This window comes from Actinomadura sp. NPDC049753 (genome assembly GCF_040674655.1).
Taxonomy (GTDB): Bacteria; Actinomycetota; Actinomycetes; order Streptosporangiales; family Streptosporangiaceae; genus Spirillospora; species Spirillospora verrucosospora.
The window spans coordinates 1-22,001 of record NZ_JBFARL010000141.1; the positions used below are offsets into that span (position 1 = coordinate 1).

Here is a 22,001-nt window from a genome sequence, read left to right on the forward strand (position 1 = left end):
GAGCTCTGGCTGGACCCCTTGGCGTCGATGTCGCCGATGTCGCCGACCAGCTCCTTCAGGCCCTCCTCACCGGTGTCGCCGGCGAGGAGCAGGTCGGTCGCGGTGGGGCGGTCCGCCGGGTCCTCCGCCAGCGCCCACCGGACGAGCGGGACCAGCGCGTCCGGCAGGCCGGACAGGTCGGCGTCCCCGGCGGCGGTGCGCAGCGTCGCGGGGTCGCCGCCGATCGGCATCTGCCCCGTCCCGGCGTGGGCGATGAGGCAGCCCCAGGCGAAGATGTCGGCCGCCTGGGACGAGGCGCCTCCCACGAGCACCTCCGGGGCGATCCACCCCGGGGTGCCGAACACCTGGCCGGTCGTGTCGGCCTCGTCCGGCGCGTCCTGGCTGCCCGCGATGCCGAAGTCGATGACGCGGCAGCCCGACAGGGTGAGCATCACGTTGGCGGGCTTGAGGTCGCGGTGCACGAGCCCCGCCGCGTGGATCGCGGCGAGCGCCGAGGCGACGCCCACGGCGACGCCGTGCAGGTCGGCGGGCGGCAGCGGACCGCCGGAGGTGAGCCTGTCGTGCAGGGACACGCCTCCGACGTAGTCGGTGACGAGGTAGGGCAGGCCGTCCTGCTCGCCCTGCGCGAGGACGCGCGCGGTGCAGAACGAGGCGACCCGGCTCGCGAGGTGCGCCTCGTCGCGGAAGCGCCGCCGGTAGGACGGGTCCTCGGCGAGGTGCGGATGGATCGTCTTGACCGCGACGCGCCCGCCCGACACCGGGTCGGCTCCGAGGAAGACCGTCCCCATGCCGCCGGATCCCAGCCTGCCCAGCAGTCGGTGACCGCCGACCTCTCGGGGGTCGGCGGGTTCGAGTGGCCTGAAGTCAGTGTCCATGCGGTGCTCCAGCACCCCCCTTCCGTCTCTCCCGCCCACCCATCCCCTATCGGCGGCGAATTATGGCGGGTTTTTCCGAAGAAGGGCGGAAACGTGATCGTCACGTCGATGTAGCACCCCGTGCATCGGGGGCGTGCACAGTGAGGGAAGCGGTGCCCGTGCGGGCGGCTCCCCAGGGGTGGGAGGCGCCGCCCGCACGGGCGCCGGTCCGGTATGTGGCGATGTTTCGCAGGGCAACGGCCCGGTAAGAACCGTCCTGCGCCCTCCCCCCGGCGCGTCGACGCGGCGCGGCACCGGCCGCCGCTCGCGAGCCGGAAGGGGGAGGGGCGCCGGGTGCGGATACTCGGGGACCTGCTGTCGCCGGCGTCCTGGTCGGTGCGGACCCGCGTGACCGCGGCCGCGACGCTCATCGTCGCGCTGCTGCTCGTCGGCGGCGTCACGCTCTTCTACCAGGCCCTCCGCGGCACCGTCTACCGGGGGCTGCACGACCGCGGCACCCTGGTCGTCTCCGACCTCTCCACGCTCGTGCGCGAGACCGACCTGCGGGGGACGATCCGCGTCGATGACCCCGGCTTCCCGCTGCTCCAGGTCCAGGACGGCGAGGGCAGCGTGCTCGCGGCCAGCGACACGCTGCACGGCCGCGGCCCCATGAGGGTTCCGGTCTCACCGGTGGCGGGCCGCCCCGAGTACCACACCGTGCGGTTCCAAGGGCTCGCCGATTTCTACTTCGTCACCGAGCGGGTCGACACCCGCTTCGGCACCCGCACGGTCTACGCCGGCGCCCCCATCACGACGGTCACCCGCTCCGGGCAGGTCTTCGTCGCCCTGCTCGTCGTGACGGTGCTGGTCGCGACGACCGTGGTGGGCTGGATCGTGTCGCTGGCGGTGCGGCGGGCGCTGCGGCCGGTCCGGGTGATGAGCGCCGAGATGACGGAGATCACCGGCGGCGCCGACCGCCGGGTGACCGTGCCGGAGCCCAACGACGAGGTGTCGGAGCTGGCCGAGTCGGTGAACGTGATGCTGAACCGGCTGGAGGACGTCCTCACGCGGCAGCGCGCGTTCGTCGCGGACGTCTCGCACGAGCTGCGCAGCCCGCTGACGGGCCTGCGCACCCAGCTGGAGGTGGCGCTGGAGCAGCCGGAGGACGAGGACTGGCCGGCGGTCGCCCGGGCGGCCCTCGCCGACGCCGACCGGCTGCAGGAGATCGTCGGCGACCTGCTCATCCTGGCGAAGCTGGGCGCGGGCGTGCACGTCGCGCGGGAGCGGATCGACCTCGGCGAGCTGGTCCGGGCGGAGGTGAGCCGGCGGCCCCGCCGGGTCCCGGTCGAGGTCGCGGCGGACGAGGGCGTCACGGCCCGGGTCACCGAGGCCCAGCTCGTCCGGCTGCTGACGAACCTGCTGGACAACGCCGAGCGGCACGCGGAGTCGCGGATCTGGGTGAGCGTGACCGTGGACGGGCCGGAGGCGGTGCTGGAGGTCCGCGACGACGGCTCGGGGATCGCGCCGGAGGACCGCGAGCGGATCTTCTGGCGGTTCCACCGGCTCGCCGAGGGCCGCGAGCTGGACCGCGGCGGCACCGGTCTCGGGCTGACGATCTCCCGCGACATCGCCCGCGCGCACGGCGGCACGCTCGTGGCCGCCGACAGCGACCAGGGCGCCCGGTTCGTCCTGCGCATCCCCCGCGAGGAGGTCTAGGGCGGCGCGAGGGGCGGTCGCCGGTCGCCGTGCCGGGTCGCCCGCTCGAACGCGTGGCCGATCCGAAGGACGGCCAGGTCCGCGTGGTGGGGGCCGACGATCTGCAGGCCCACCGGCAGCCCGTCGGAGGTGAATCCGGCGGGCACCGACAGCGCGGGGCACCCGGTCGCCGAGATGAGGAAGCACGACCGCATCCACTCCAGGTAGTCGCGCATCGGCCGCCCGGCGACCTCGTCCGGGTACTCGGCGCCGGCGTCGAAGGGCGGGACCTGGCTGACCGGCAGCAGCAGCGCGTCGTAGCGCTCGAAGAACTCCCGGACGCGGTGGAACAGCGCCGTGTGGAGCGTCTCGGCGCGGCCGAGGTCGGCGCCGGTGAGGGAGCGCCCGGCGTCGATGTTCTCGGCGAGGGAGGGCTTGAAGTCGGCGCGGCGCTCGTCCAGCAGGGGGCGCAGGGTGATGTCCCAGTGCCAGGCGCGCAGGGTGCGGAAGACCTCGTCGGCGCCGGTCAGGTCGGGGGAGGCCTCCTCGACCGCGCAGCCGAGCTCCTCGAACACCTTGGCGGCGGGGGCGAGGACGCCGGTGACGGCCGGGTCGACGGGGATCGTCCCGCCGAGGTCGGGGGACCAGGCGAGGCGCAGCCCGGCGAGGTCGCGGTCCAGCGGCGCGGCGAAGGCCGTCCCGGGCGTCTCCAGCGCGATCGGGCTGCGCGGGTCGGGGCCGGCGAGCACCGACAGCAGCAGCGCGACGTCGGCGACGTTCCGGGCCATCGGCCCCTGCACGCCCAGCGTCGACCAGCCCGCGAGGACCGGCCAGGACGGCACCCGGCCCGGCGACGGGCGCAGCCCGACGACGTTGCAGAACGAGGCGGGGTTGCGCAGCGAGCCGCCCATGTCGCCGCCGTCGGCGAGCGGCTGCATGCCGCACGCCAGCGCGGCCGCGGCGCCGCCGCTGCTGCCGCCCGCCGACCGGGAGAGGTCGTAGGGGTTGCGGGTCAGGCCGAACACCGGGTTGAAGGTGTGGGACCCGGCGGCGAACTCGGGCGTGTTCGTCTTGCCGAGGGTGACGGCGCCCGCGGCGCGGATCCGCTCGACGACGAGCTCGTCGCGGTCCGGAACGTGGTCGGCGAAGATCGGCGAACCGGAGGTCGTGCGGATGCCGGCGGTGGCGTGGGTGTCCTTGTGCGCCACGGGCAGGCCGTGCAGGGGGCCCGGCCGCTCCCCGGCGGCCAGCCGCTCGTCGGCTTCGCGCGCCTGCCGTTCCGCCCGCTCGGCGACCAGCGTGACGATGGCGTTGACCTGCGGGTTCGTCCGTTCGATCTGGTCGAGATGCGCCTGCAGGACCTCGCGCGCCGACAGTTCGCGGGCGCGGATCCGGCGCGCCAGGTCGCGGGCGGACGCGAAGCAGATCTCCTCGGACACATGCCCTCCTCGTGCGCGGGGTCCCCACCAGTGTCCACCCCGGGCGCCCGGTGGTCCCAGGGTGAGGACATCATGCAGGAGAGACCGGCGGAAGGGGCTTCGTGACGGATCGTGTCGGGGCGCGCGAGCTGCTGCGCCGCGTGCTGGACGAGGGAGCCCGGACGTCCTGGGACGTTCCGCCCGCCGAGGCGCCGCCCCCCGCCTCCGCGTACGCCGAGGATCTCGCCGCCGCCCGCGAGCGCAGCGGCTGCGACGAGGCCGTGCTGACGGGGGAGGGCCGGCTGCGGGGGCGCCGCGTCGCGTTCGTCGTGTCGGAGTTCCGGTTCCTCGCGGGCTCGATCGGCCTCGCCACCGCCGACCGGATCGTCGCGGCCGTCGAGCGCGCCACCGCCGAGGGCCTGCCGCTGCTCGCCGCGCCGTGCTCCGGCGGCACCCGCATGCAGGAGGGGACGGCCGCGTTCGTGCAGATGGCCCGCATCACCGCCGCCGTGATGGCGCACCGGGCCGCCGGCCTGCCCTACCTGGTCTACCTGAGGCATCCGACGACCGGCGGGGTGTTCGCGTCGTGGGGGTCGCTCGGGCACGTGACGGCCGCCGAGCCCGGCGCGCTGATCGGGTTCCTCGGTCCCCGCGTCTACGAGGGCCTGCACGGGGAGCCGTTCCCGCCGGGGGTGCAGGTCGCCGAGAACCTGGCGGCCAAGGGGCTGCTGGACGCCGTGGTCGCCATCGACGACCTCGCGGGGGTGGCGTCCGCCGCGCTGGACGTCCTGTGCGGGCGGCCGCCCTCGGCGCCCGCGCCCTCGCCTCCGCCCGCGGGCGTTCCCCCGGAGGGGACGGCGTGGAACTCGATCGAGCGGTCGCGCCGCCCGGACCGTCCGGGCGTCCGCGAGCTGCTGCGCTTCGGGGCCGCGGACGTGACGCCCCTGTCGGGCACCGGCCAGGGGGAGGCGGAGCCCGGCCTGCTGCTCGCCCTGGCCCGTTTCGGGGCGGCGCCGTGCGTCCTGGTGGGGCAGGACCGGCGCGGCCAGCGCGGCGGCCACCCGCTCGGCCCGGCCGGGCTGCGCGTCGCGCGGCGCGGGATGCGGCTGGCCGCGGAGCTGGGCCTTCCGCTGGTCACGGTGGTCGACACCCCCGGCGCCGTCCTGTCGGCCGAGGCGGAGGAGGGCGGGCTCGCGGGTGAGATCGCCCGCTGCCTGGCCGACCTGATCACCCTTCCGGCGCCGACGCTCTGCCTGCTGCTGGGCGAGGGCACGGGCGGCGCCGCGCTGGCGCTGCTGCCCGCCGACCGCGTCCTGGTGGCCCGGCACGCCTGGCTGGCGCCGCTGCCGCCCGAGGGCGCCTCGCTGATCGTCCACCGGACCCCGGCGCGGGCCGGCGAGATGGCCGAGGCTCAGGGCGTCCGGTCGGCGGACCTGCTGCGCGGCGGGCTGGCGGACGTGCTCGTCGACGAGCGCCCGGACGCCGCCGACGAGCCGGAGGCATTCTGCCGCCGGGCCGCGGCGGCGGTGGAGCGGGGGCTGTCGGGCCTCGCGCCCACCGGCCCGGCCGCCCGCCGTGCGCGCTACCGTTCTGGATCATGACCGAGACCGTCTCCCGCGCCTACGACGCCATCGCCGACCTCTACGCGGACCTCTTCCGCGACGCGCTCGACGAGCTCCATCTGGACCGGGCGATGATCACCGCGTTCGCGGCGATGGTCCCGGCCGGGCCGGTCGCCGACCTCGGCTGCGGCCCCGGCCGCGGGACGGCGCTGCTGCACGGCCTCGGCCTGGACGCGTTCGGGCTCGACCTGTCGCCCGCCATGATCGCCCGGGCCCGCGCCGACCACCCGCACCTGCGCTTCGACGAGGGCGACATCACGGCGCTCGACCTCCCGGACGGCGGCCTGGCGGGCGTCCTGTCGTGGTACTCGACCATCCACCTGGGGCCGGAGGAGCTCCCGCGCGCCTTCGCCGAGTTCCACCGGGTGCTGGCCCCCGGCGGCCTGCTCCTGGTCGGGTTCCAGTCGACCGACGAGGACGAGGCGGAGTCGTTCGACCACAAGGTCGCCCTCGCCTACCGCAGGCCCGTCGACGACATGGCCGAGCTGGCCGCCCGGGCCGGGCTGGTGGAGGTGGCGCGGCTCCTGCGCCGTCCCGCGGACGGCGAGCGCCCCATCCCCTCTGGCTGCCTGCTGGCGCGCAAGCCCTGAGGGCGCGGCGGTCAGCCGCGGGAGCGGCGGCCCGAGCGGCGGGGCGGCGGCGGCGACTGCTCGCGCAGCGCGGCCCGCCGCTCCTCACCCGCCTCCTCCAGGTGCTCGACCACCGACCGGAGCGTCCCGCCGAGCGCGCGGTTCTCCTCGCCGCTCAGCCCCTCCACCACGAACGCCTCCTCGGCGTTGAACGCGGGGAACATCTCCCGCATCAGCTCCTGCCCCTCGGCGGTCAGCCGCAGCAGGACCAGCCGCCCGTCCGTCGCGTGCGAGCCGCGCTCGATCAGGCCGCGCCCCTCCAGCGTCTTCACGACCCCGGTGAGCGTGCCCTTGGAGATCCCGGCCTCCTCGGCGACGTGCCGCGTCTCTATATCGTCCCAGATCCACACCACCCACAGGACGACGAACGACGTCCACGTCAGGTCGGCGCCGCGCAGGACCGAGCTCTCGAAGTGCTGCCGGATCGCGGCGGCGGCGCGGTAGATGTTGGACACCGCCATCATCGCGTCGTGCCGCAGCGGCACGTCGCCGAGGCGCCGCTGGACGGCCTGCTCGGTCTCTTGCAGGGTGTGGTGCCCGGTCACGTGCGTCCCTCCCGTAGGGTCCGGCGCCGGTGAACCGCTCGCGCGCCTCCGGCGGACCGAAGGCGAATCTACTCCCGTCGGCGGTCGTTCGACTCCGTACGATTCCCGTGATCCCGATCCGGGATTCCCCCGTGCGGGGGAGGGGGTGGCGCCCGCGGGGGATCACCGCGGGCGGGGGCGGGCGCGAGGGTGGGGCCATGACCCTTGCGAGCACGCCATCCGTTCCGTTCGCGCGGCTGCGCGCGGGCTGGGAAGCCGCGCACGCGCCGGTCGCGGGCGTCCCGCGCTGGGCGCGGATCGCGGCCCTGGCCGTCCCGCTCACCGTCCTGCCGTCAGGACTGTGGCGGATCGCCGCCTTCGCCTTCCACCTGCCGATCCTCAGCGGCGACAGCCTGGACACGGGGACCGCGGGAGGCGACCTTCCCGGCTGGGTGCCGCTGGAGGCGTACGTGGTGCTGCTGTCGATCCTGTCGGAGGCGGTGGCGTTCACCGCCGTCGGCATGATCGCCGGATGGGGCGAGGTCTTCCCGCGCTGGCTGCCCGGCCTGCGAGGACGGCGCGTGCCGGTCATGGCCGCCGTGATCCCGGGTCTCGCGGGCGCCGCGATCCTCACCCCCATGTGGACGGCCTCCGTCGTCAACTGCCTCGTGTTCCAGGAGACGATTCAGGGGCGCCCGCTACCCGAGGGCTTCCCCATCCACTTCCACGACTGGCAGGGCGTGCTCGGCGTGGTCGCCTACGCGCCGCTGCTCGCGTGGGGGCCGCTGCTCGCCGCCGTCACGCTCGCCTACTGGCGCCGCCGGACCCGCGTCGTGACCGGCACGCGCGCATCCTGACCACTCAGGCGAGGTCGAGCGGCCCGGCCGAGGACCTGCTTCTCAGCGAACCAGAGGTCGTCGACGACGGCTTCCGCCGACCCCCTGCGCTCAGAGTCCGGCACGGGAGCCGAGCGGGATCACCAAGGGAGCGCCGGTGACCGGATCTTCGATCACCCTGGCGGGCAGGTCGAACACCGTGTTCAGGAGGTCCTCGGTCAGGATCTCTTTCGGCTCGCCGTGCGCCACGACGAGGCCGTCGCGCATGGCGACCAGGCGATGGGCGTAACGGGCGGCCAGGTTGAGGTCGTGCAGCACCATGACGACCGTGCGGCCGTCTTCGTCGTGCAGTTTCCGGAGGAGCTCCAGAAGCTCCACCTGGTGGGCGAGGTCGAGGTAGGTGGTGGGCTCGTCGAGGAGCAGCAGCCCGGTGTCCTGCGCCAGCGTCATGGAGATCCACACGCGCTGCCGCTGGCCGCCGGACATCTCCTCCAGCGGCCGATCGGCGAACTCCAGCATGCCGGTCTTCGCCAGGGCCGCGTTCACGACCTCCTCGTCCCCCGGCGACCACTGCCGGTACCAGGACTGGTGCGGGTGCCGGCCGCGGGCGACCAGGTCGGCGACCGTGAGTCCTTCGGGTGCCTGCGGGGACTGCGGCAGTACGGCCATCCGCCGCGCGACCTCCTTGGCCGGCAGCCTGGCGATGTCGGCGCCGTCGAGCAGCACCTGCCCGCCGCGCGGCTTGAGCAGACGGCCCAGCCCGCGCAGAAGGGTGGACTTGCCGCAGCCGTTCGGCCCGATGATCGCGGTGATGGCGGCGCTCGCCAGATCGAGGGTCAGGCCGTCGACGACCAGCCGGCCGCCGTATCCGAGCCGCAGTTCGCGGGTGGAGAGCCCGGCGGCGCCCTGCCGCTCGGCGGACCGGGCGGCGGCGGGTTCGACGTGCTTCACGTGGTGGCCTTTCGCCGGGACCGTATGAGGAGGTAGAGCAGGAACGGCGCGCCGAGGACGGCGGTGACGACGCCTACGGGCAGTTCCACGCCGCCGAACGCGGTCCGCGCGATCAGGTCCGCGCCGACGGTGAGCACCGCACCGGCGACCAGTGACCCGGTCAGCGGAGGCTGCCCGGTCCCGGCCAGGCGCAGCGCGATCTGCGGCGCGGCCAGGCCGACGAACTCCACCGGCCCGGCGGACGCCGTGGCGATCGATGCCATGGTGATGGCGGCCAGGATCAGCAGGGAACGGTCCCGGTCGACACGGAGACCGAGTGCCCGGGCCGGGTCGTCGCCGAGCCGCAGCGCGCCGAGTGTGAACGCGCCGGCGAGGGTGAGCGGGACGAGTACCGCCAGCACCAGTGCGACCGGGCGGACGTGCTCCCAGCCGCGCGCGTTGAGGCTGCCGGTGATCCAGGCCATCGCGCGGCCGGCGTCGTTGACGTCGCCGAGGGTCAGCAGCCACCACTTGACGTTCGCGGCGACGCCGGAGACGCCGATGCCGACGAGGATCAGCCGGTGGCCGTCCAGGCCGTGCCGCCAGGCCAGCAGGTAGACCGCGGCTCCGCCGGCCAGACCGCCGGCGAGGGCGGCCAGCGGGATCCCGACGGCGGCGAGCGCGCCGCCGGCGCCGCCCGCGGCGCTGCCGGTCGCCACGATCAGCCCGACCACCACGACGCTGGCGCCGGCGCTGATCCCGAGAGTGTCGGGGCCGGCCAGGGGGTTGCGCGAGATGGTCTGGGTGAGCGCGCCGGCCAGGCCGAGCGCCGCGCCGACCAGCGCTCCGGTGAGGGCTCGGGGCAGTCGTAGTTCCATCACCACGAAGCGGTGCTCCGGGTCGCCGAGCAACGTGCGGACGACGTCGGCGACGCCGATCGGGAAGTCGCCGCGGCCGATGTTCAGTGCCATCAGCAGCGCCAGCGCGGCCAGTCCCGCCAGCACCACCGCGGCGGCGCGCGGCCGCACCCGGAACGACAGCCCGGCCGCCCGCGCCGCCGGCCGTCTCTTGGACGAGGTCGCCGGGGAGGTCACAACCGCACCGGCTTCCTGCGCCGGACCAGCGCGACGAAGAACGGTCCGCCGATCAGCGCGAGCATGATACCCACCTCCAGTTCGTCCGGGCGGGCCACGACCCGTCCGGCCACGTCGGCGGTCAGCAGCAGCGTCGCGCCGAGCAGTCCGGAGAACGGCAGCAGCCAGCGGTGGTCCGGGCCGGACAGCCCGCGGGCCAGATGCGGCACGATCAGTCCGAGAAAGGCCAGGGCACCGCAGGCGGCGACGGCGGTTCCGGTCAACAGGGTGATCGCCGCGATGCCGACCGTGCGGGTCACCCTGATCCGGTGCCCCAGAGAGCGGGCGACGTCCTCGCCGAGTGCGAGCGCGTTCAGCCCGGGCGCGTTCGCCATCGCCAGCGCCAGCCCTGCGGCGACGAACGGCGCCAGCCCGGGCAGCACGTCGATGTCGCGCCCCGCCAGGGCTCCCGCCTGCCAGAATCGGTAGGTGTCCATGGCCTGCTGGTCGATCAGCACCAGGCCGGCGACCAGGCCGTGCAGGAGCGCGGTGACCGCCGCGCCGGCAAGCGCGAGGGTGAGCGGGGTCGCCCCGCCGCGGCCCGCCCCGCCCAGGGCGAAGACCAGCAGACTGGCCGTCAGCGCCCCGGCGAACCCGAACCAGACGTAGGTGTTCGGGCCGGTGACGCCCAGGGTGAGGGTCGCCAGCACCATCGCGAACGCCGCGCCCTGGGTCACGCCGAGCAGCCCCGGATCGGCGAGCGGGTTCCGGGTGTGCCCCTGGACCAGGGCGCCGGCCACACCGAGCGCGGTTCCCGCCAGCAGTCCGAACGCGGTGCGCGGCACCCGCAGGGATCGGACCACGATGTCCTCCTCGCTGCCCGTGGGATGCAGGATCGCCCCCCACACGCCGGACACGGGGACGTACCTGGTTCCGATGACGATGCTCGCCAGCGCCGCCGCACCTGTCAGCATGACCAGTCCGGCCAGCACCGCGGGCCGGTGACGACGCAGCGCCGGCAGCCACCGGAGCGGCTCCGGGCCCGCTCCGGCGCCGCTCCCGGCGCGGGTCTTCACCGGGCGGGCAGGTGCGGTCACAGAGCCCCTCTCCCCGGGGGACCGAACCCCCTCCTACACGGCAGATCAGAGTGTGGTTAGGTAAGCCTGGCCTAAATGAGGCAAGCCTTAGCTGATCGAGGGGAATCTTAGATGAGGATGTCATCGCTCCGTCACGCGGCCGCCGGGATCACCGCCGCGCTGGCGGTGCTGGGCCTGTCCGGCTGCGGATCCGCCGGTGGCGCGGAGGACGGCGGGACACCGCTGCGCACTGTCCAGCACGCGATGGGGACGACCAAGATCTTCACCGAGCCCAAGCGGGTCGTCGCGCTCGACCAGTCCTACGTGGACGCCGCGGTCAGCCTGGACGCCGACGTCTACGGCTACACCACCTACCGCTCGATCACCGAAGGGGTGCCGGGCTACCTGGGCGAGGCCGGACGCCGGCACGCCGCGAACGCCCGGCCGGTCGGCACGCTCACCGAACCGAGCCTGGAGAAGATCAGCGCGCTCAAGCCCGACCTGATCCTGTCGGCCAAGGTCCGCCACCAGGCGCTGTACGGCAAGCTCGCTCAGATCGCCCCCACCGTCTTCAGCGAGACCACGGGCGCCTCCTGGAAGGAGAACATCCGGCTCACCGCCAAGGCGCTGGGCAGGGAGCAGCTCGCCGATCAGCGGATCAAGGAGTACGAGACGCGCGCCCGGACCATCGGATCGGAGATCCGGAAGAAGAAGGGCGGGAAGCTGCCGGCCGTCTCGATGGTGCGCTTCACCGACGAGCCGACCGTGCGGCTCTACAGCGAGAACTCCTACTCCGGGATCGTGCTGAAGGACGTGGGCTTCCCCCGGCCGCAGGGCCAGCCGACCAGCGACAAGATCTCGGTCGACATCAGCGAGGAACGGATCAAGGAACTGGACGCGGACCAGATATTCATCGCCGCCAGTCTCGACGACGCGGGCAAGGCGGCGCAGGTCCAGGACCGGTTCGAGAACAACCCGCTGTGGGACAGGCTCGACGGCGACAAGCGCGAAGTGAACGACACCACCTGGATGACCGCCGTCGGCCTGCAGGGCGCGCACTCGATCCTCGACGACCTGGCGAAGTTCTACGGCGTCGACCCGGCCCGGAAGTCCTGACCGCACCCGGCGGCCGCCCACGACCACGACCACGCCCACGACCACGGGCGGGGGCGGTGGCGGGCGGCCTCCGCGGCCCTCGGGCAGGGGAGGGGCGCCCCCGCGGGCTACTCGGGAGTACGGTGTGCGGAACCCGAGGGCTGGAGGCTGGTGTGGCGTCGTTGACCGAGAAGATGCCGCCGGGGGTGACCGGGGCCGTGCTCCGCGCCGTGTTCGCGCTGCCGGGGCCGGTGAAGCGGCTCGTCGCCGGGGCGCCGGTGCGGCGGGACGGGCAGGAGCTGGCGCTGGACGCGCAGCTGCTGCTCGCGATGATGCGGCTGGAGGGCGAGCGGAGGCTGGCCGGGGGCACGGTCGAGGACGCGCGGCGGGGGATCGCCCGGGGGCAGGCGTACCTGCCGAAGGTGCCGGCGCGCCCGGTCCGGACCCGGGACGTGGACGCGGGCGGCGTGCCGGCGCGGCTCTACACGCCGAAGGGGCTCGCGGAGGGATCGCCGCTGCTCGTCTTCTACCACGGCGGCGGCTGGGTGATCGGGAGCCTCGACACCCACGACACGGTGTGCCGGTACCTCGCCGTGCACGCGGAGGTGCGGGTGCTGTCGGTGGACTACCGGCTCGCGCCCGAGCACCCGTACCCGGCGGCGACCGACGACGCCCTGGCCGCCTACGAGTACGCGGCGGCCCACGCCGGCGACCTCGGCGCCGACCCGGGGGCCGTCGCGGTCGGGGGCGACAGCGCCGGCGGCAACCTCGCGGCGGTGGTGGCGCTGACGGCGCGGCGGACGCCGGACTTCGCGCTGCTGTACTACCCCGCGGTCGACATGGCCGTCCTGCGGCGGTCGCGTGACCTGTTCGCCGAGGGGTTCTACCTGACCGACGAAGACATGACGTGGTTCAGCGACCACTACTGCCCGGAGCCGCGGCGCGCCGAGCCGGCCGCCTCGCCGCTGGTCGCCGAGGACCTCTCCGGCTTCCCGCCCACCTACCTCGTCACCGCCGGGTTCGACCCGCTGCGGGACGAGGGGGAGGAGTTCGCCGAGCGGCTGCGCGAGGCGGGCGTGCCCGTCGCCCTGCGGCGGCAGGAGGACCTCATCCACGGGTTCGCGAACATGTGGTCCCTCGGCGGGCGGTTCCGGGAGGCGGCGTCCGAGGCGGCCGGGGCCCTGCGCACCGGGCTGTACGCGGGGCCCCGGAGCCGCGGCTAGAGGGGCAGGCCCGTGAGGATCATGACCTTCTCCTCGGTGTAGTCGGCGATCGCCGACCGCAGCCCCTCGCGGCCGACGCCCGAGTCCTTCACGCCGCCGTAGGGCATCTGGTCGGCGCGGTAGGACGGGACGTCGCCGATCACGACGCCGCCCACGTCCAGCTCGCGGTGGGCGCGGAACGCCACGTCCAGGCTCCGGGTGAACACGCCCGCCTGGAGGCCGAACTTGGAGTCGTTGACGAGGGCGAACGCCTCGTCGGGGCCGTCCACCGGCTGGACGAACATGACCGGGCCGAAGACCTCCTCGCGGGCGATCTTGGAGTCGGGCGGGACGTCGGTGAGGACGGTCGGCGCGTACGCGGCGCCCTCGCGGGTGCCGCCGGTGAGCACGCGCGCGCCCGCCGCGACGGCCTCGTCCACCCAGGCCTCGACGCGCTCGGCGGCCGCCTGGTCGACGAGCGGGCCGACCTGGGTCTTGTCGTCCCACGGGTCGCCGGTGACGAGGGAGGCGACCGTGTCGACCAGCTTCGGCAGGAACTCGTCGAGGACGGACCGGTCGACGTAGACGCGCTGGACGGCGATGCAGCTCTGCCCCGCCTGGTAGTTGGCGAACAGCCCGATGCGCTTGGCGGCCCAGTCCAGGTCGGCGTCGGGCAGGACGACCGCCGCGCCGTTGCCGCCGAGTTCCAGGGTGACGTGCTTGCGCGGCGCCCGGTCGTTGATCGCCCAGCCGACCGGCACGGAGCCGGTGAACGAAACGATCGGCAGCCGCGGGTCGTCGACCAGGGCGGAGGCCCGGTCGTTCGGCACCGGCAGGACCGAGAACATCCCGGCGGGCAGGTCGGTCTCGGCCAGCAGCTCGCCGAGCAGCAGCGCCGACAGCGGCGTGGCGGGGGCGGGCTTGAGGACGATCGGCGCGCCCGCCGCGATCGCCGGGGCGATCTTGTGGGCGGCGAGGTTCAGCGGGAAGTTGAACGGCGAGATGCCGAGCACCGGGCCCTTCGGCACGCGGGTGATGTAGGCCAGCCGGCCCTCGGCGGCCGGGTCGGTGTCGAGCCGCTGCGTCGTGGCGGCGATGCGGCGGGCCTCCTCGGCGGCGAACCGGAACGTGGAGACGGCGCGCGTCACCTCGCCGCGCGCCCACAGCAGCGGCTTGCCGTTCTCGCCCGTGATCAGCCGGGCGACCTCCTCGGCGCGCTCGGCGAGCCGCGCGGACACGTGCGCGAGGGCCTCGGCCCGCACGTGCAGCGGCAGCGCCGCGGCCTCCCGGCGGACGGCGTCGGCCGCGGCGACGGCCTCCTCGACCTGCGCGGGCGTCGGCACCGCCGCCGTCCCGACCACGCGGCCGTCGTAGGGATGCGTAACGGTCAGCTCACCGTCACCGGTCTCAGGCCGGCCGGCCAGCCAGAATGGGGTCACGTTCATGCGTTTCACGGTATCCGCGGCGCGCCCGATTGGGAGTCGCCGCGATGTCCAATCCGCTCCTCGCCGTTGGACGTGATGGCGAGCGCGATCCACAGTTCGGCGCGGACGGCCGGATCGTCGGGGTCGCGCCCGAGGAGCTCGGCCGCCTTGCGCATCCGCGACCGCAGCGTGTGCCGGTGGACGCCGAGCGCCCGCGCCGCCGCCTCCCCGTGCCCGTTGGCCGCGACGTAGGCCCGGACGGTCTCGACCAGGCCTTCCGCGCGGAGGGGGGCGAGGAGCGCGTCGGCGAAGGCGTGCGCGGGGCCGGGGTCCATCAGCCCGAGCACGCCCTGCCCGGGGAGCCGGGAGTAGTGCAGGACGTCCCGGTCCGACCGCCCCGCCGCCGCGAGGGCCTCCTCGGCCTGCCGCAGCGCGGGACGCAGGTCCCCGGAGGCGGGGTCGCTGACGCCGATCGGTCCGCTGCCCGCCAGGATCCGCTCGACCGTCCCGAGCGCCCCGTCCGGCACGATCACGGCGATGTGCCCGCCGAGCGGCAGCGCCGGGCATCGCGCCCCGGCCGCGTCGGACTCCAGCGCGTCCAGGACGGCGGCGCCGCCCGCGCAGGCGAGCACACGGACGGGCCCGCGCGGGATCGCCGGGCCCTCGCCGGGGCGGCCGAGCAGCAGCGCCGCCAGCGACGCCCGCAGGTCGCGCCCGGTGCGCGGCGTCTCCGACTGGAGCGTCAGCAGGGCCACGGCGGCGCCCACGATCGTGTGCGCGGTGGGTGGGAGCGGCGCGTCGGCGCCCACCGCGAGGAACCCCCGCGGCCGTTCGCCCAGCCCGATGCGCTGCACGACGATGTGGTCGTCGGGGACGGCCAGCGCGACGCTCGCGGCCGGGCCGCCCCGGTCGGGGGGGCGCCGCAGCCGGGACAGCTCGGGCGCGAGGGCGTCGGCGCGGTCGCGGGCGCGGGCGGGCTCGGCGTGCCGCACGTCGCCGGACGCGTCCAGCAGCAGCGCCCACCCGCCGAGCAGCCGGGCCAGCCGGGCGACCAGCGCGCCGGGGCCGGTGAGCGCGGCGCGGGTCAGCTCGCGCTGGGCCTGGAACGCGCGGGTCACGTCCTCGTACCACTCGGCGGCGAGCACCCGGGAGACCGCCTTGCCGATCGCGATGAACGGGGTCGGGCGCGGTACCTCCAGCAGCACGAGCCCCTGGTCGCGGGCCGCGGCGAGCAGCCCGGCGGGGACGGTCTCGTGGATGACGCCGACCGCGAAGCCGAGCCCGGCGACGCCCCGCGCGACCAGCCGGGACACGTAGCCCTCGGCGTTCGCGGCGGTGAGCCGCATGCCGGTGGTCAGCACGAGCTCGCCGCCCTCCAGGAACGGGGTCGGGTCCTCAAGCTCGCTGACGGCGACCCACACGACCGGGGTCGCGGGGAGCGGTCCGGTCAGCGACCGCAGCCCGAGCTGGGGAAGGGCGGCCACGGCGGCCAGCGTGGGCGGCATGTCAATCCCTGTGCAAAGTGTCTACCTCGCCGGACGGATTTCGCCGTCCCGTACGGTTCATCGTAGGCGGCGCCCGGCTTATGTTCAGGCCATGACCAGCCAGGACCCCTTCCCCGGCGCGAGCGGCTCCCGCCTGCCGCAGGAGCGCCGCGTCGTGACCGAGATCCCCGGCCCGCGCTCCCGCGCGCTGCACGAGCGGCGCCTCGCGGCGGTGCCGCCCGGCGTCGGCAGCGTCCTGCCGGTGTACGTGACGGACGCCGACGGCGGCGTGATCGTCGACGCCGACGGCAACTCGCTGATCGACTTCGGCTCCGGCATCGCGGTCACGAACGTCGGCAACGCCAACCCGCGCGTCGCGGCCCGGGTGAAGGCGCAGGCCGACCGGTTCACCCACACCTGCTTCATGGTCGCGCCGTACGAGTCCTACGTCGCGGTGTGCGAGAACCTCAACCGGATCACGCCCGGCGACCACGAGAAGCGCTCCCTGCTGGTCAACAGCGGCGCCGAGGCGGTGGAGAACGCCGTCAAGATCGCCCGGTACGCGACGGGGCGGCAGGCGGTCGTGGCGTTCGACCACGGCTACCACGGCCGGACGCTGCTGACGATGACGCTGACCGCGAAGAACATGCCCTACAAGCAGGGGTTCGGCCCGTACGCGCCCGAGGTGTACCGGATGCCGCTCGCCTACCCGTACCGGTGGCCGACCGGCCCCGACAACTGCGGGCCGGAGGCGGCGGCGCAGGCGATCGACCAGATCACCAAGCAGATCGGCGCGACGAACGTCGCGGCGCTGCTGATCGAGCCGATCCAGGGCGAGGGCGGGTTCATCGAGCCCGCGCCCGGGTTCCTGCCGGCGCTCGCCGAGTTCTGCCGCGCCAACGGGATCCTGTTCGTCGCCGACGAGGTGCAGACGGGCTTCGCGCGGACCGGCGACCTGTTCGCCTGCGAGCACGAGGGGATCGTCCCCGACCTGGTCGCGACGGCGAAGGGCATCGCCGGCGGGCTGCCCCTGGCGGCCGTCACCGGGCGCGCCGACATCATGGACAAGGTGCACGGCGGCGGGCTCGGCGGCACCTACGGCGGCAACCCGCTCGCCTGCGAGGCGGCGCTCGCCGTGCTGGAGGAGATCGAGGACGGCAAGCTCACCGAGCGGGCCCGCCGGATCGGGGAGGTCATGCTGCCCCGGCTGCGCGCCCTCGCCGAGCGGCATCCGGCGATCGGGGACGTGCGCGGGCGCGGCGCGATGATCGCCATCGAGCTGGTGCGGGAGGGGACCAAGGAGCCCGACCCCGAGCTGACCGCGCGGATCGCGCGCGCCTGCCACGAGAACGGCCTGCTCGTGCTGACGACCGGGACGTACGGGAACGTGATGCGCTTCCTGCCGCCGCTCGTCATCCCGGAGGAGCTGCTGGTCGAGGGACTGGACGTCCTGGAGGCGGCCTTCGCGGGCTGACCGGCGCCGGCGCCGGCCGCCGGTCTCCGCCCGGAGGCCGGCGGTCCCGCGACGTTCCCTACAACGTTCGGGGCCAAAGAAAGGGCCGCGTCGTCCACACCGCCGACGGCGTTCGAGACGCGGACCGCCCGGGGGTGATCACGCCGCGCCGAGGTTCTCCGGGTACAGCTCGGCGAGGATGTCGTAGGAGCGCAGCCGGTCGGCGTGGTCGAAGACCTGCGTGGTCACCATGACCTCGTCGACGCCGGTCCGGCCGGCGAGGTCGTCCAGCTGCTTGCGGACGGCGTCCGGGCCGCCCACGACCTGGTCGGCCAGCCGCGCGTCGATCATCTGCCGTTCCAGCGGCGTGTACGGGTAGGACGCGGCCTCCTGCGGCGTCGGCAGCAGCCCCGGACGGCCCTGCCGCAGCCTCAGGAACGACAGCGCCTGCGGCGCGGCCAGCTCGCGCGCCCGCTCGTCGGTGTCGGCCGCCGTCACCGACACCCCGATCATCGAGTACGGCTCGTCCAGCGCGCCGGGACGGAACGACTGCCGGTACAGGGTCAGCGCGGGCACGGTGTTCTCGGCGCTGAAGTGGTGCGCGAACGCGAACGGCAGGCCGAGCAGGCCGGCGAGCCGCGCGCTGTACCCGCTGGACCCGAGCAGCCACACCGGCGGCTCGTTCCCCGCGGCTGGGGTGACCTTGCTGTCCGCGGCGAAGTAGTTCCGCAGCTCGACGACCTGCTCGGGGAAGTCGTCGACCGACAGCGCCTCGGCGGACCGGCGCAGCGCCCGAGCGGTCGCCTGGTCGGTGCCGGGCGCGCGGCCGAGGCCGAGGTCGATGCGTCCCGGGTACAGCGCCTCCAGCGTCCCGAACTGCTCGGCGACGACCATCGGCGCGTGGTTGGGCAGCATGACCCCGCCCGACCCCACCCGCATCCGGGAGGTCGCCGCCGCGACCTGCCCGATCAGCACGGCGGTCGCCGAGCTGGCGATGCCGGGCATCGCGTGGTGCTCGGCCAGCCAGTACCGGTGGAAGCCGAGCCGCTCGGCGTGCCGGGCCAGGTCGAGCGTGTTGCGCAGGGCCTGGCCGGACGTGGAGCCGGTCACGACGGGGGCGAGATCGAGGACGGAGAGGCGCACGGTCATACCGTGTGCCAACCCGTCCCGGGCCGGTCCTCTTCCCGCTAGCCCTTCAGCGCGGCGACGGCGGCGACCGCGACGGCCGCGACCAGGACGGGGGCCGTGATGCTGAGCCACGACCAGTTGACCAGCGTGCGGGCCCGCGCGGGGTCCTCCCCGAACCGGGTCTCGGCCCGGGTGTACAGCAGGGCGCCGACCACGACCAGCGGCAGGAACGCGAACGTGGTGAGGAGTCCGAGGACGAAGGCGGCGACCTGCCCGAACCGGGTGTAGGTGCCGTCGGGGCCGATTCCGAACGCGAGGCGGGGAGCGGGCGCCGAGGCGGGGGCGGCGCCGGACACGGCTTCGGTCATGAGCGCACCGATCTCTAGGAATGTGACCTGGATCATACGCTCGGTGACCTTGTCGCGCGAGAGGGCCGGCCGCCCCTTTTCGGCGGCCGGCCCGAGGGGCGGCTCAGCGCAGGTCGAGGCCGAGCAGGACGGGGTCGTGGTCGGACGAGCGGAACGCGTCCGGCCTGTAGAAGGCGGGCGGGTTGTACTCGGTGTTGTAGTCGAGGAACACCGGCTCGTCGCTGTTGATGTGCCAGATCGCCGCGCCGGTCACGCGCCGCGACAGGGCCCTGCCCGCGAGCGCGTGGTCGAGCTCGCCCGACTGCCCGTCGAAGACGTAGCTGTACCGCTGGCTCGGGCGGACGAACCGCTGCGTCTGCCCGACGAGCCCGGCGCCGGTGAGCGCCTTCACGGGGTCCTCGGCGGTGTAGGCGTTGAGGTCGCCGACCACGAGCGGGTTCGGCACGCCGTCCGCGAGCGCGGCGACCGCCCCGGCCTGGGACACGCGGCGGGCGTTGTAGCAGCCCTGGCCGTCGCCCTGGTCCTGGTCGGGTCCGGCGGCGCCGCCGCAGCCCTTCGACTTGAAGTGGTTGACGATCATGGTGAACGCCGTCCCGCCCGCCCGGGGGCGGAACGTCTGCACCAGCGGCGGGCGGTCGAACACCGGGTCCTGCGACGAGCGCGCGTCGCCGACCGGCGTCACCTTCGACGGCCGGTAGATCAGCGCGACGTGGATCTCGTCCGTGCCCGGGTACGGGTGCCGCACCCACGCGTACGTTCCCGCGCCCGCCGCCCGGTTCAGCCGGCCGACGATGGCCCCGACGGCGGTGTCGCCGTTGTTCTCGACCTCCATCAGCCCGACGACGTCGGCGTCCAGGCCCCGCAGCGCGGCGGTCAGCTTGGCGAGCTGCCGCTCCTGCTCCTCGGCCGTGTCCGCGCCGCGCTTGTCCAGCGTCGTGAACCAGTTCAGCGTGTTGAAGCTCGCGACGCGCACGTCGCCGCCCACGTTCGGCGGCCGCTTCCGCGCCGGGTTCCGGTCGTCGAACCGCGCGGGCCTGGTGGGCTGCAACGCGTAGGCGCCGAACTGGTAGGTGAGCACACCGGTCAGCCCGGTCGTGGCGTCCCCGATCCGCAGGACGCGGGGGTCGGTGTAGGGGATCGTCGCCGGGTTCTGCACGTTCGACCCGTCGTCGACGAGAAGCCGCCGCGCGTCGTTGCCCGCCTGCGTGGCGCCGTGCCCGTCGGTCGGCTGGAAGAGGCGGCCGCCCGCGGAGACGGTGACCTGCCCGTACCGTCCGAGCTGGTAGGTCTCGGTGGCGGTGAGCCGCTGGCCGAAGCGCAGCAGCGTGCCCTCGTACTGCTCCATTCCCGCGCCGCCCTTGAGCGGCAGCCGGACGGACGTGGGCGCGACCTTCCCCGTGCCGCACACGTCCACGGCCGACACGGGCGACAGCTCGGTGAGCCCGTTGTACTCGACGGCCTTGCCGGTGACCAGGACCCGGTCGCCGATCGCGACGTCGGTGGTCGAGTAGACGAACAGCCCGTCGGAGGTCCGCGGGTCCGCGTCGGGCGTCGGGTCCTGGACGAAGAAGCCCTTGAGCTGGTCGGCGCGCTGGAAGTCGGCGGTCACGACCCCCTCGACCCGGACGGTCTGCCCGGCGAGGGGGGTCGTGCCGCCGCTGCCCTGGACCTCAGCGATCTGGTGGTCGGCGGGATTGCCGCAGGTGGGCGGCTCCGCCGCGGCGGCCGTCTGGACGCCGGCGGCGAGGCCGGCGGTCAGGACGGTCGCGAGTGCTGCTGCTGTTCGGCGCATGGCGGGAGAGTAGGCGCGCCCCCTGGCCGACCAGCGAACCGTTAATGAAGACTCCACCAATTCGCAACGGACCCGGTCACCGCCGGGGGCTCTCCAGGAGGGTGATCAGGCGGGCGAGGCCGTCCGCGCCGTGCCCCTCCTCGACCGCGCGGTCGAGGAGGGCCTGCAGGGGGAGCAGGTATCCGGGGTCCACGCCCTGGTCGCGGCTCATCTCGATCAGGCCGGGGAACGCCACCTGGCTGGTCGCGACGCTGGAGACGCTGGTGGCGAAGTCGCCCGCCTCGACGGCGCGGGCCTGGTCGGGCAGCATGCCCAGCATCGCGGTCAGCCACGCGGTGGCCATCGGCTCGAACTCCGTGGCCGCGACCTTCTCCGACCGGATGAGCGCGAACGCGTGCTGGAAGCCGGCGATCATGCCGTACATGGCGTCCAGCAGGGCCAGGTCGAACAGCGGCGCGAGCCCCGGGTCGGCGCCGAGGAACTGCGGCCGGCCGAGCGCCGCGAGGGTCTCGCGGTGCTCCTCGAACGCCTCCTGGTCGCCGCTGTAGAGGATCAGCGCCTCCGGCCGCCCGATCATGGGCGGGACGGCCATGATGCCGCCGTCCACGTACCGGGCGCCGAGCCCGGCGGCGCGGTCGGCCAGGGCGCGCGCCTGCCGGGGCGTCCCGTTGGTGAGCTGGACGATCGTGCGCCCGGCCGCCGCGTCGCCGAGGATCTCCTCGGCGTTGGCGTACACCGACAGGCACACGATCACGAGCGGGCTCGCCGAGACGGCCGCCGCGGCGCTCTCCGCCTCCACCGCGCCCCTGGCCACGAGCGGCTCGGCCTTGCCGCGCGAGCGGTTCCATACGGTCACGCTCCGCCCGTCCTCCAGCAGCGCCTCGGTGAGCGCGCTGCCCATCAGCCCCAACCCGAGCACGGTCACAGAAGTCGTCGTCATGTCGATCCCTTTCGTTTCGTCAGGGCTCCAGCCTGCGGCGCGCGGGTTCGGGAAAGGTTCGGGCCGCATTACGGTGGGGGCATGCGCTTCGGGGTCCTCGGTCCGCTGGAGGTACGGACGGTGGACGGCCGCCCGGTCCCGGTCCCGGACCGGAAGGTGCGGGCGCTGCTGGCCGACCTCCTCGCACACGCCGGGCGCGCGGTCTCCGCCGACCGCCTCATCGACGACCTGTGGGGCGACGCGCTGCCCGCCGATCCGCACGCGACGCTGCGGGCCCGCGTCTCCCAGTTGCGCCGGACGCTGGAGGACGCCGAACCGGGCGCCCGCGCCCTGGTCGAGACCAGCCCGCCCGGCTACCGGCTGGCCGCGCGGACCGACGCGCTCGACTTCGCCGGCCTCGCCGGCCGGGCGGCGGACGAACCGGACCCCGCAGCCCGCGCCGCGCGGTTCGCCGAGGC

At 74.7% G+C, this 22,001-nt stretch carries 20 protein-coding genes; 8 read left to right on the forward strand and 12 right to left on the reverse strand.

Features of this window, described 5'->3' with window-relative positions; all coding sequences use genetic code 11:
* The coding region (locus tag AB0K37_RS29090; protein ID WP_363986385.1) for a serine/threonine-protein kinase at positions 1-875 on the reverse strand (875 nt) is incomplete at its 3' end.
* Positions 876-1,208: 333 nt separating this feature from the next.
* Between AB0K37_RS29090 and AB0K37_RS29095 the strand changes: the two genes are divergently transcribed.
* The gene (locus AB0K37_RS29095; protein WP_363986387.1) at positions 1,209-2,570 is read left to right on the forward strand and encodes a HAMP domain-containing sensor histidine kinase; all 1,362 of its coding nucleotides are present in this window, start codon (positions 1,209-1,211) and stop codon (positions 2,568-2,570) included.
* On the opposite strand, the gene AB0K37_RS29100 is transcribed toward AB0K37_RS29095, so the two are convergent.
* Entirely contained in the window at positions 2,567-3,988 is a 1,422-nt protein-coding gene (locus tag AB0K37_RS29100; RefSeq protein ID WP_363986388.1) for an amidase, read from the reverse strand. The two genes, AB0K37_RS29095 and AB0K37_RS29100, sit on opposite strands and share 4 nt — an antisense overlap.
* A gap of 101 nt (positions 3,989-4,089) precedes the next feature.
* Here AB0K37_RS29100 and AB0K37_RS29105 point away from each other — a divergent pair, with 101 nt between their 5' ends.
* Positions 4,090-5,568 (forward strand): carboxyl transferase domain-containing protein, encoded by a 1,479-nt coding sequence (locus tag AB0K37_RS29105; RefSeq protein WP_363986390.1) that lies wholly within the window; start codon positions 4,090-4,092, stop codon positions 5,566-5,568.
* A complete protein-coding gene (locus AB0K37_RS29110) occupies positions 5,565-6,179 on the forward strand; it encodes a methyltransferase domain-containing protein (protein WP_363986393.1) in 615 nt (204 codons plus the stop codon). The genes AB0K37_RS29105 and AB0K37_RS29110 overlap by 4 nt, the downstream gene beginning before the upstream one ends.
* 11 nt (positions 6,180-6,190) lie before the next feature.
* Here AB0K37_RS29110 and AB0K37_RS29115 read toward each other — a convergent pair whose 3' ends face one another.
* On the reverse strand, positions 6,191-6,763 hold the full coding sequence (locus AB0K37_RS29115) for a MarR family winged helix-turn-helix transcriptional regulator (protein ID WP_363986395.1): 573 nt from the start codon (positions 6,761-6,763) through the stop codon (positions 6,191-6,193).
* 197 nt (positions 6,764-6,960) lie between these two features.
* Between AB0K37_RS29115 and AB0K37_RS29120 the strand changes: the two genes are divergently transcribed.
* Entirely contained in the window at positions 6,961-7,599 is a 639-nt protein-coding gene (locus tag AB0K37_RS29120; protein WP_363986397.1) for a hypothetical protein, read from the forward strand.
* A gap of 90 nt (positions 7,600-7,689) precedes the next feature.
* On the opposite strand, the gene AB0K37_RS29125 is transcribed toward AB0K37_RS29120, so the two are convergent.
* The 3 genes from AB0K37_RS29125 to AB0K37_RS29135 form a co-directional block, all read right to left on the reverse strand.
* Positions 7,690-8,433, reverse strand: a complete 744-nt coding sequence (locus AB0K37_RS29125; RefSeq protein ID WP_363986422.1) for an ABC transporter ATP-binding protein — start codon at positions 8,431-8,433, stop codon at positions 7,690-7,692.
* Positions 8,434-8,525: 92 nt separating this feature from the next.
* A complete protein-coding gene (locus AB0K37_RS29130; protein WP_363986399.1) occupies positions 8,526-9,602 on the reverse strand; it encodes an iron chelate uptake ABC transporter family permease subunit in 1,077 nt (358 codons plus the stop codon).
* Positions 9,599-10,678, reverse strand: a complete 1,080-nt coding sequence (locus AB0K37_RS29135; protein WP_363986401.1) for an iron ABC transporter permease — start codon at positions 10,676-10,678, stop codon at positions 9,599-9,601. The genes AB0K37_RS29130 and AB0K37_RS29135 overlap by 4 nt, the downstream gene beginning before the upstream one ends.
* 117 nt (positions 10,679-10,795) lie before the next feature.
* Here AB0K37_RS29135 and AB0K37_RS29140 point away from each other — a divergent pair, with 117 nt between their 5' ends.
* Positions 10,796-11,773: an iron-siderophore ABC transporter substrate-binding protein gene (locus tag AB0K37_RS29140; protein WP_363986403.1), complete on the forward strand. Its 978-nt coding sequence runs from the start codon at positions 10,796-10,798 to the stop codon at positions 11,771-11,773.
* Between the two features lie 152 nt (positions 11,774-11,925).
* Complete coding sequence (locus AB0K37_RS29145) at positions 11,926-12,975, forward strand: alpha/beta hydrolase (protein WP_363986405.1); 1,050 nt, start codon at positions 11,926-11,928, stop codon at positions 12,973-12,975.
* Here AB0K37_RS29145 and AB0K37_RS29150 read toward each other — a convergent pair.
* Together AB0K37_RS29150 and AB0K37_RS29155 are read right to left on the reverse strand one after the other, a co-directional pair.
* Positions 12,972-14,399 (reverse strand): aldehyde dehydrogenase family protein, encoded by a 1,428-nt coding sequence (locus tag AB0K37_RS29150; protein WP_363986407.1) that lies wholly within the window; start codon positions 14,397-14,399, stop codon positions 12,972-12,974. The two genes, AB0K37_RS29145 and AB0K37_RS29150, sit on opposite strands and share 4 nt — an antisense overlap.
* Positions 14,400-14,404: 5 nt before the next feature.
* Complete coding sequence (locus AB0K37_RS29155) at positions 14,405-15,883, reverse strand: PucR family transcriptional regulator (protein ID WP_363986409.1); 1,479 nt, start codon at positions 15,881-15,883, stop codon at positions 14,405-14,407.
* 91 nt (positions 15,884-15,974) lie between these two features.
* On the opposite strand from AB0K37_RS29155, the gene gabT reads away from it, so the two are divergent.
* Complete coding sequence (gabT, locus tag AB0K37_RS29160; RefSeq protein ID WP_363986411.1) at positions 15,975-17,336, forward strand: 4-aminobutyrate--2-oxoglutarate transaminase; 1,362 nt, start codon at positions 15,975-15,977, stop codon at positions 17,334-17,336.
* A 138-nt stretch (positions 17,337-17,474) separates the two neighbouring features.
* On the opposite strand, the gene AB0K37_RS29165 is transcribed toward gabT, so the two are convergent.
* The 4 genes from AB0K37_RS29165 to AB0K37_RS29180 all read right to left on the reverse strand — a co-directional run bounded on the left by AB0K37_RS29165 (position 17,475) and on the right by AB0K37_RS29180 (position 21,543).
* The gene (locus tag AB0K37_RS29165; protein WP_363986413.1) at positions 17,475-18,464 is read right to left on the reverse strand and encodes an LLM class flavin-dependent oxidoreductase; all 990 of its coding nucleotides are present in this window, start codon (positions 18,462-18,464) and stop codon (positions 17,475-17,477) included.
* Between the two features lie 38 nt (positions 18,465-18,502).
* Positions 18,503-18,811, reverse strand: coding sequence for a hypothetical protein (locus tag AB0K37_RS29170; RefSeq protein ID WP_363986415.1), 309 nt, complete (start codon positions 18,809-18,811; stop codon positions 18,503-18,505).
* Between the two features lie 103 nt (positions 18,812-18,914).
* Complete coding sequence (locus tag AB0K37_RS29175) at positions 18,915-20,603, reverse strand: ExeM/NucH family extracellular endonuclease (RefSeq protein WP_363986416.1); 1,689 nt, start codon at positions 20,601-20,603, stop codon at positions 18,915-18,917.
* Positions 20,604-20,679: 76 nt separating this feature from the next.
* Complete coding sequence (locus AB0K37_RS29180) at positions 20,680-21,543, reverse strand: NAD(P)-binding domain-containing protein (protein WP_363986418.1); 864 nt, start codon at positions 21,541-21,543, stop codon at positions 20,680-20,682.
* 81 nt (positions 21,544-21,624) lie between these two features.
* Between AB0K37_RS29180 and AB0K37_RS29185 the strand changes: the two genes are divergently transcribed.
* On the forward strand, positions 21,625-22,001 hold a 377-nt coding region (locus AB0K37_RS29185), incomplete at its 3' end, for a winged helix-turn-helix domain-containing protein (protein ID WP_363986420.1).

Coding starts and splice junctions, on each gene's coding strand:
- AB0K37_RS29110 (WP_363986393.1), top strand. CDS start 5,565: ATGACCGAGACCGTCTCCCGCGCCTACGACGCCATCGCCGACCTCTAC.
- AB0K37_RS29120 (WP_363986397.1), top strand. CDS start 6,961: ATGACCCTTGCGAGCACGCCATCCGTTCCGTTCGCGCGGCTGCGCGCG.
- AB0K37_RS29140 (WP_363986403.1), top strand. CDS start 10,796: ATGTCATCGCTCCGTCACGCGGCCGCCGGGATCACCGCCGCGCTGGCG.
- AB0K37_RS29150 (WP_363986407.1), bottom strand. CDS start 14,399: ATGAACGTGACCCCATTCTGGCTGGCCGGCCGGCCTGAGACCGGTGAC.
- AB0K37_RS29155 (WP_363986409.1), bottom strand. CDS start 15,883: ATGCCGCCCACGCTGGCCGCCGTGGCCGCCCTTCCCCAGCTCGGGCTG.
- gabT (WP_363986411.1), top strand. CDS start 15,975: ATGACCAGCCAGGACCCCTTCCCCGGCGCGAGCGGCTCCCGCCTGCCG.
- AB0K37_RS29165 (WP_363986413.1), bottom strand. CDS start 18,464: ATGACCGTGCGCCTCTCCGTCCTCGATCTCGCCCCCGTCGTGACCGGC.
- AB0K37_RS29170 (WP_363986415.1), bottom strand. CDS start 18,811: ATGACCGAAGCCGTGTCCGGCGCCGCCCCCGCCTCGGCGCCCGCTCCC.
- AB0K37_RS29175 (WP_363986416.1), bottom strand. CDS start 20,603: ATGCGCCGAACAGCAGCAGCACTCGCGACCGTCCTGACCGCCGGCCTC.
- AB0K37_RS29180 (WP_363986418.1), bottom strand. CDS start 21,543: ATGACGACGACTTCTGTGACCGTGCTCGGGTTGGGGCTGATGGGCAGC.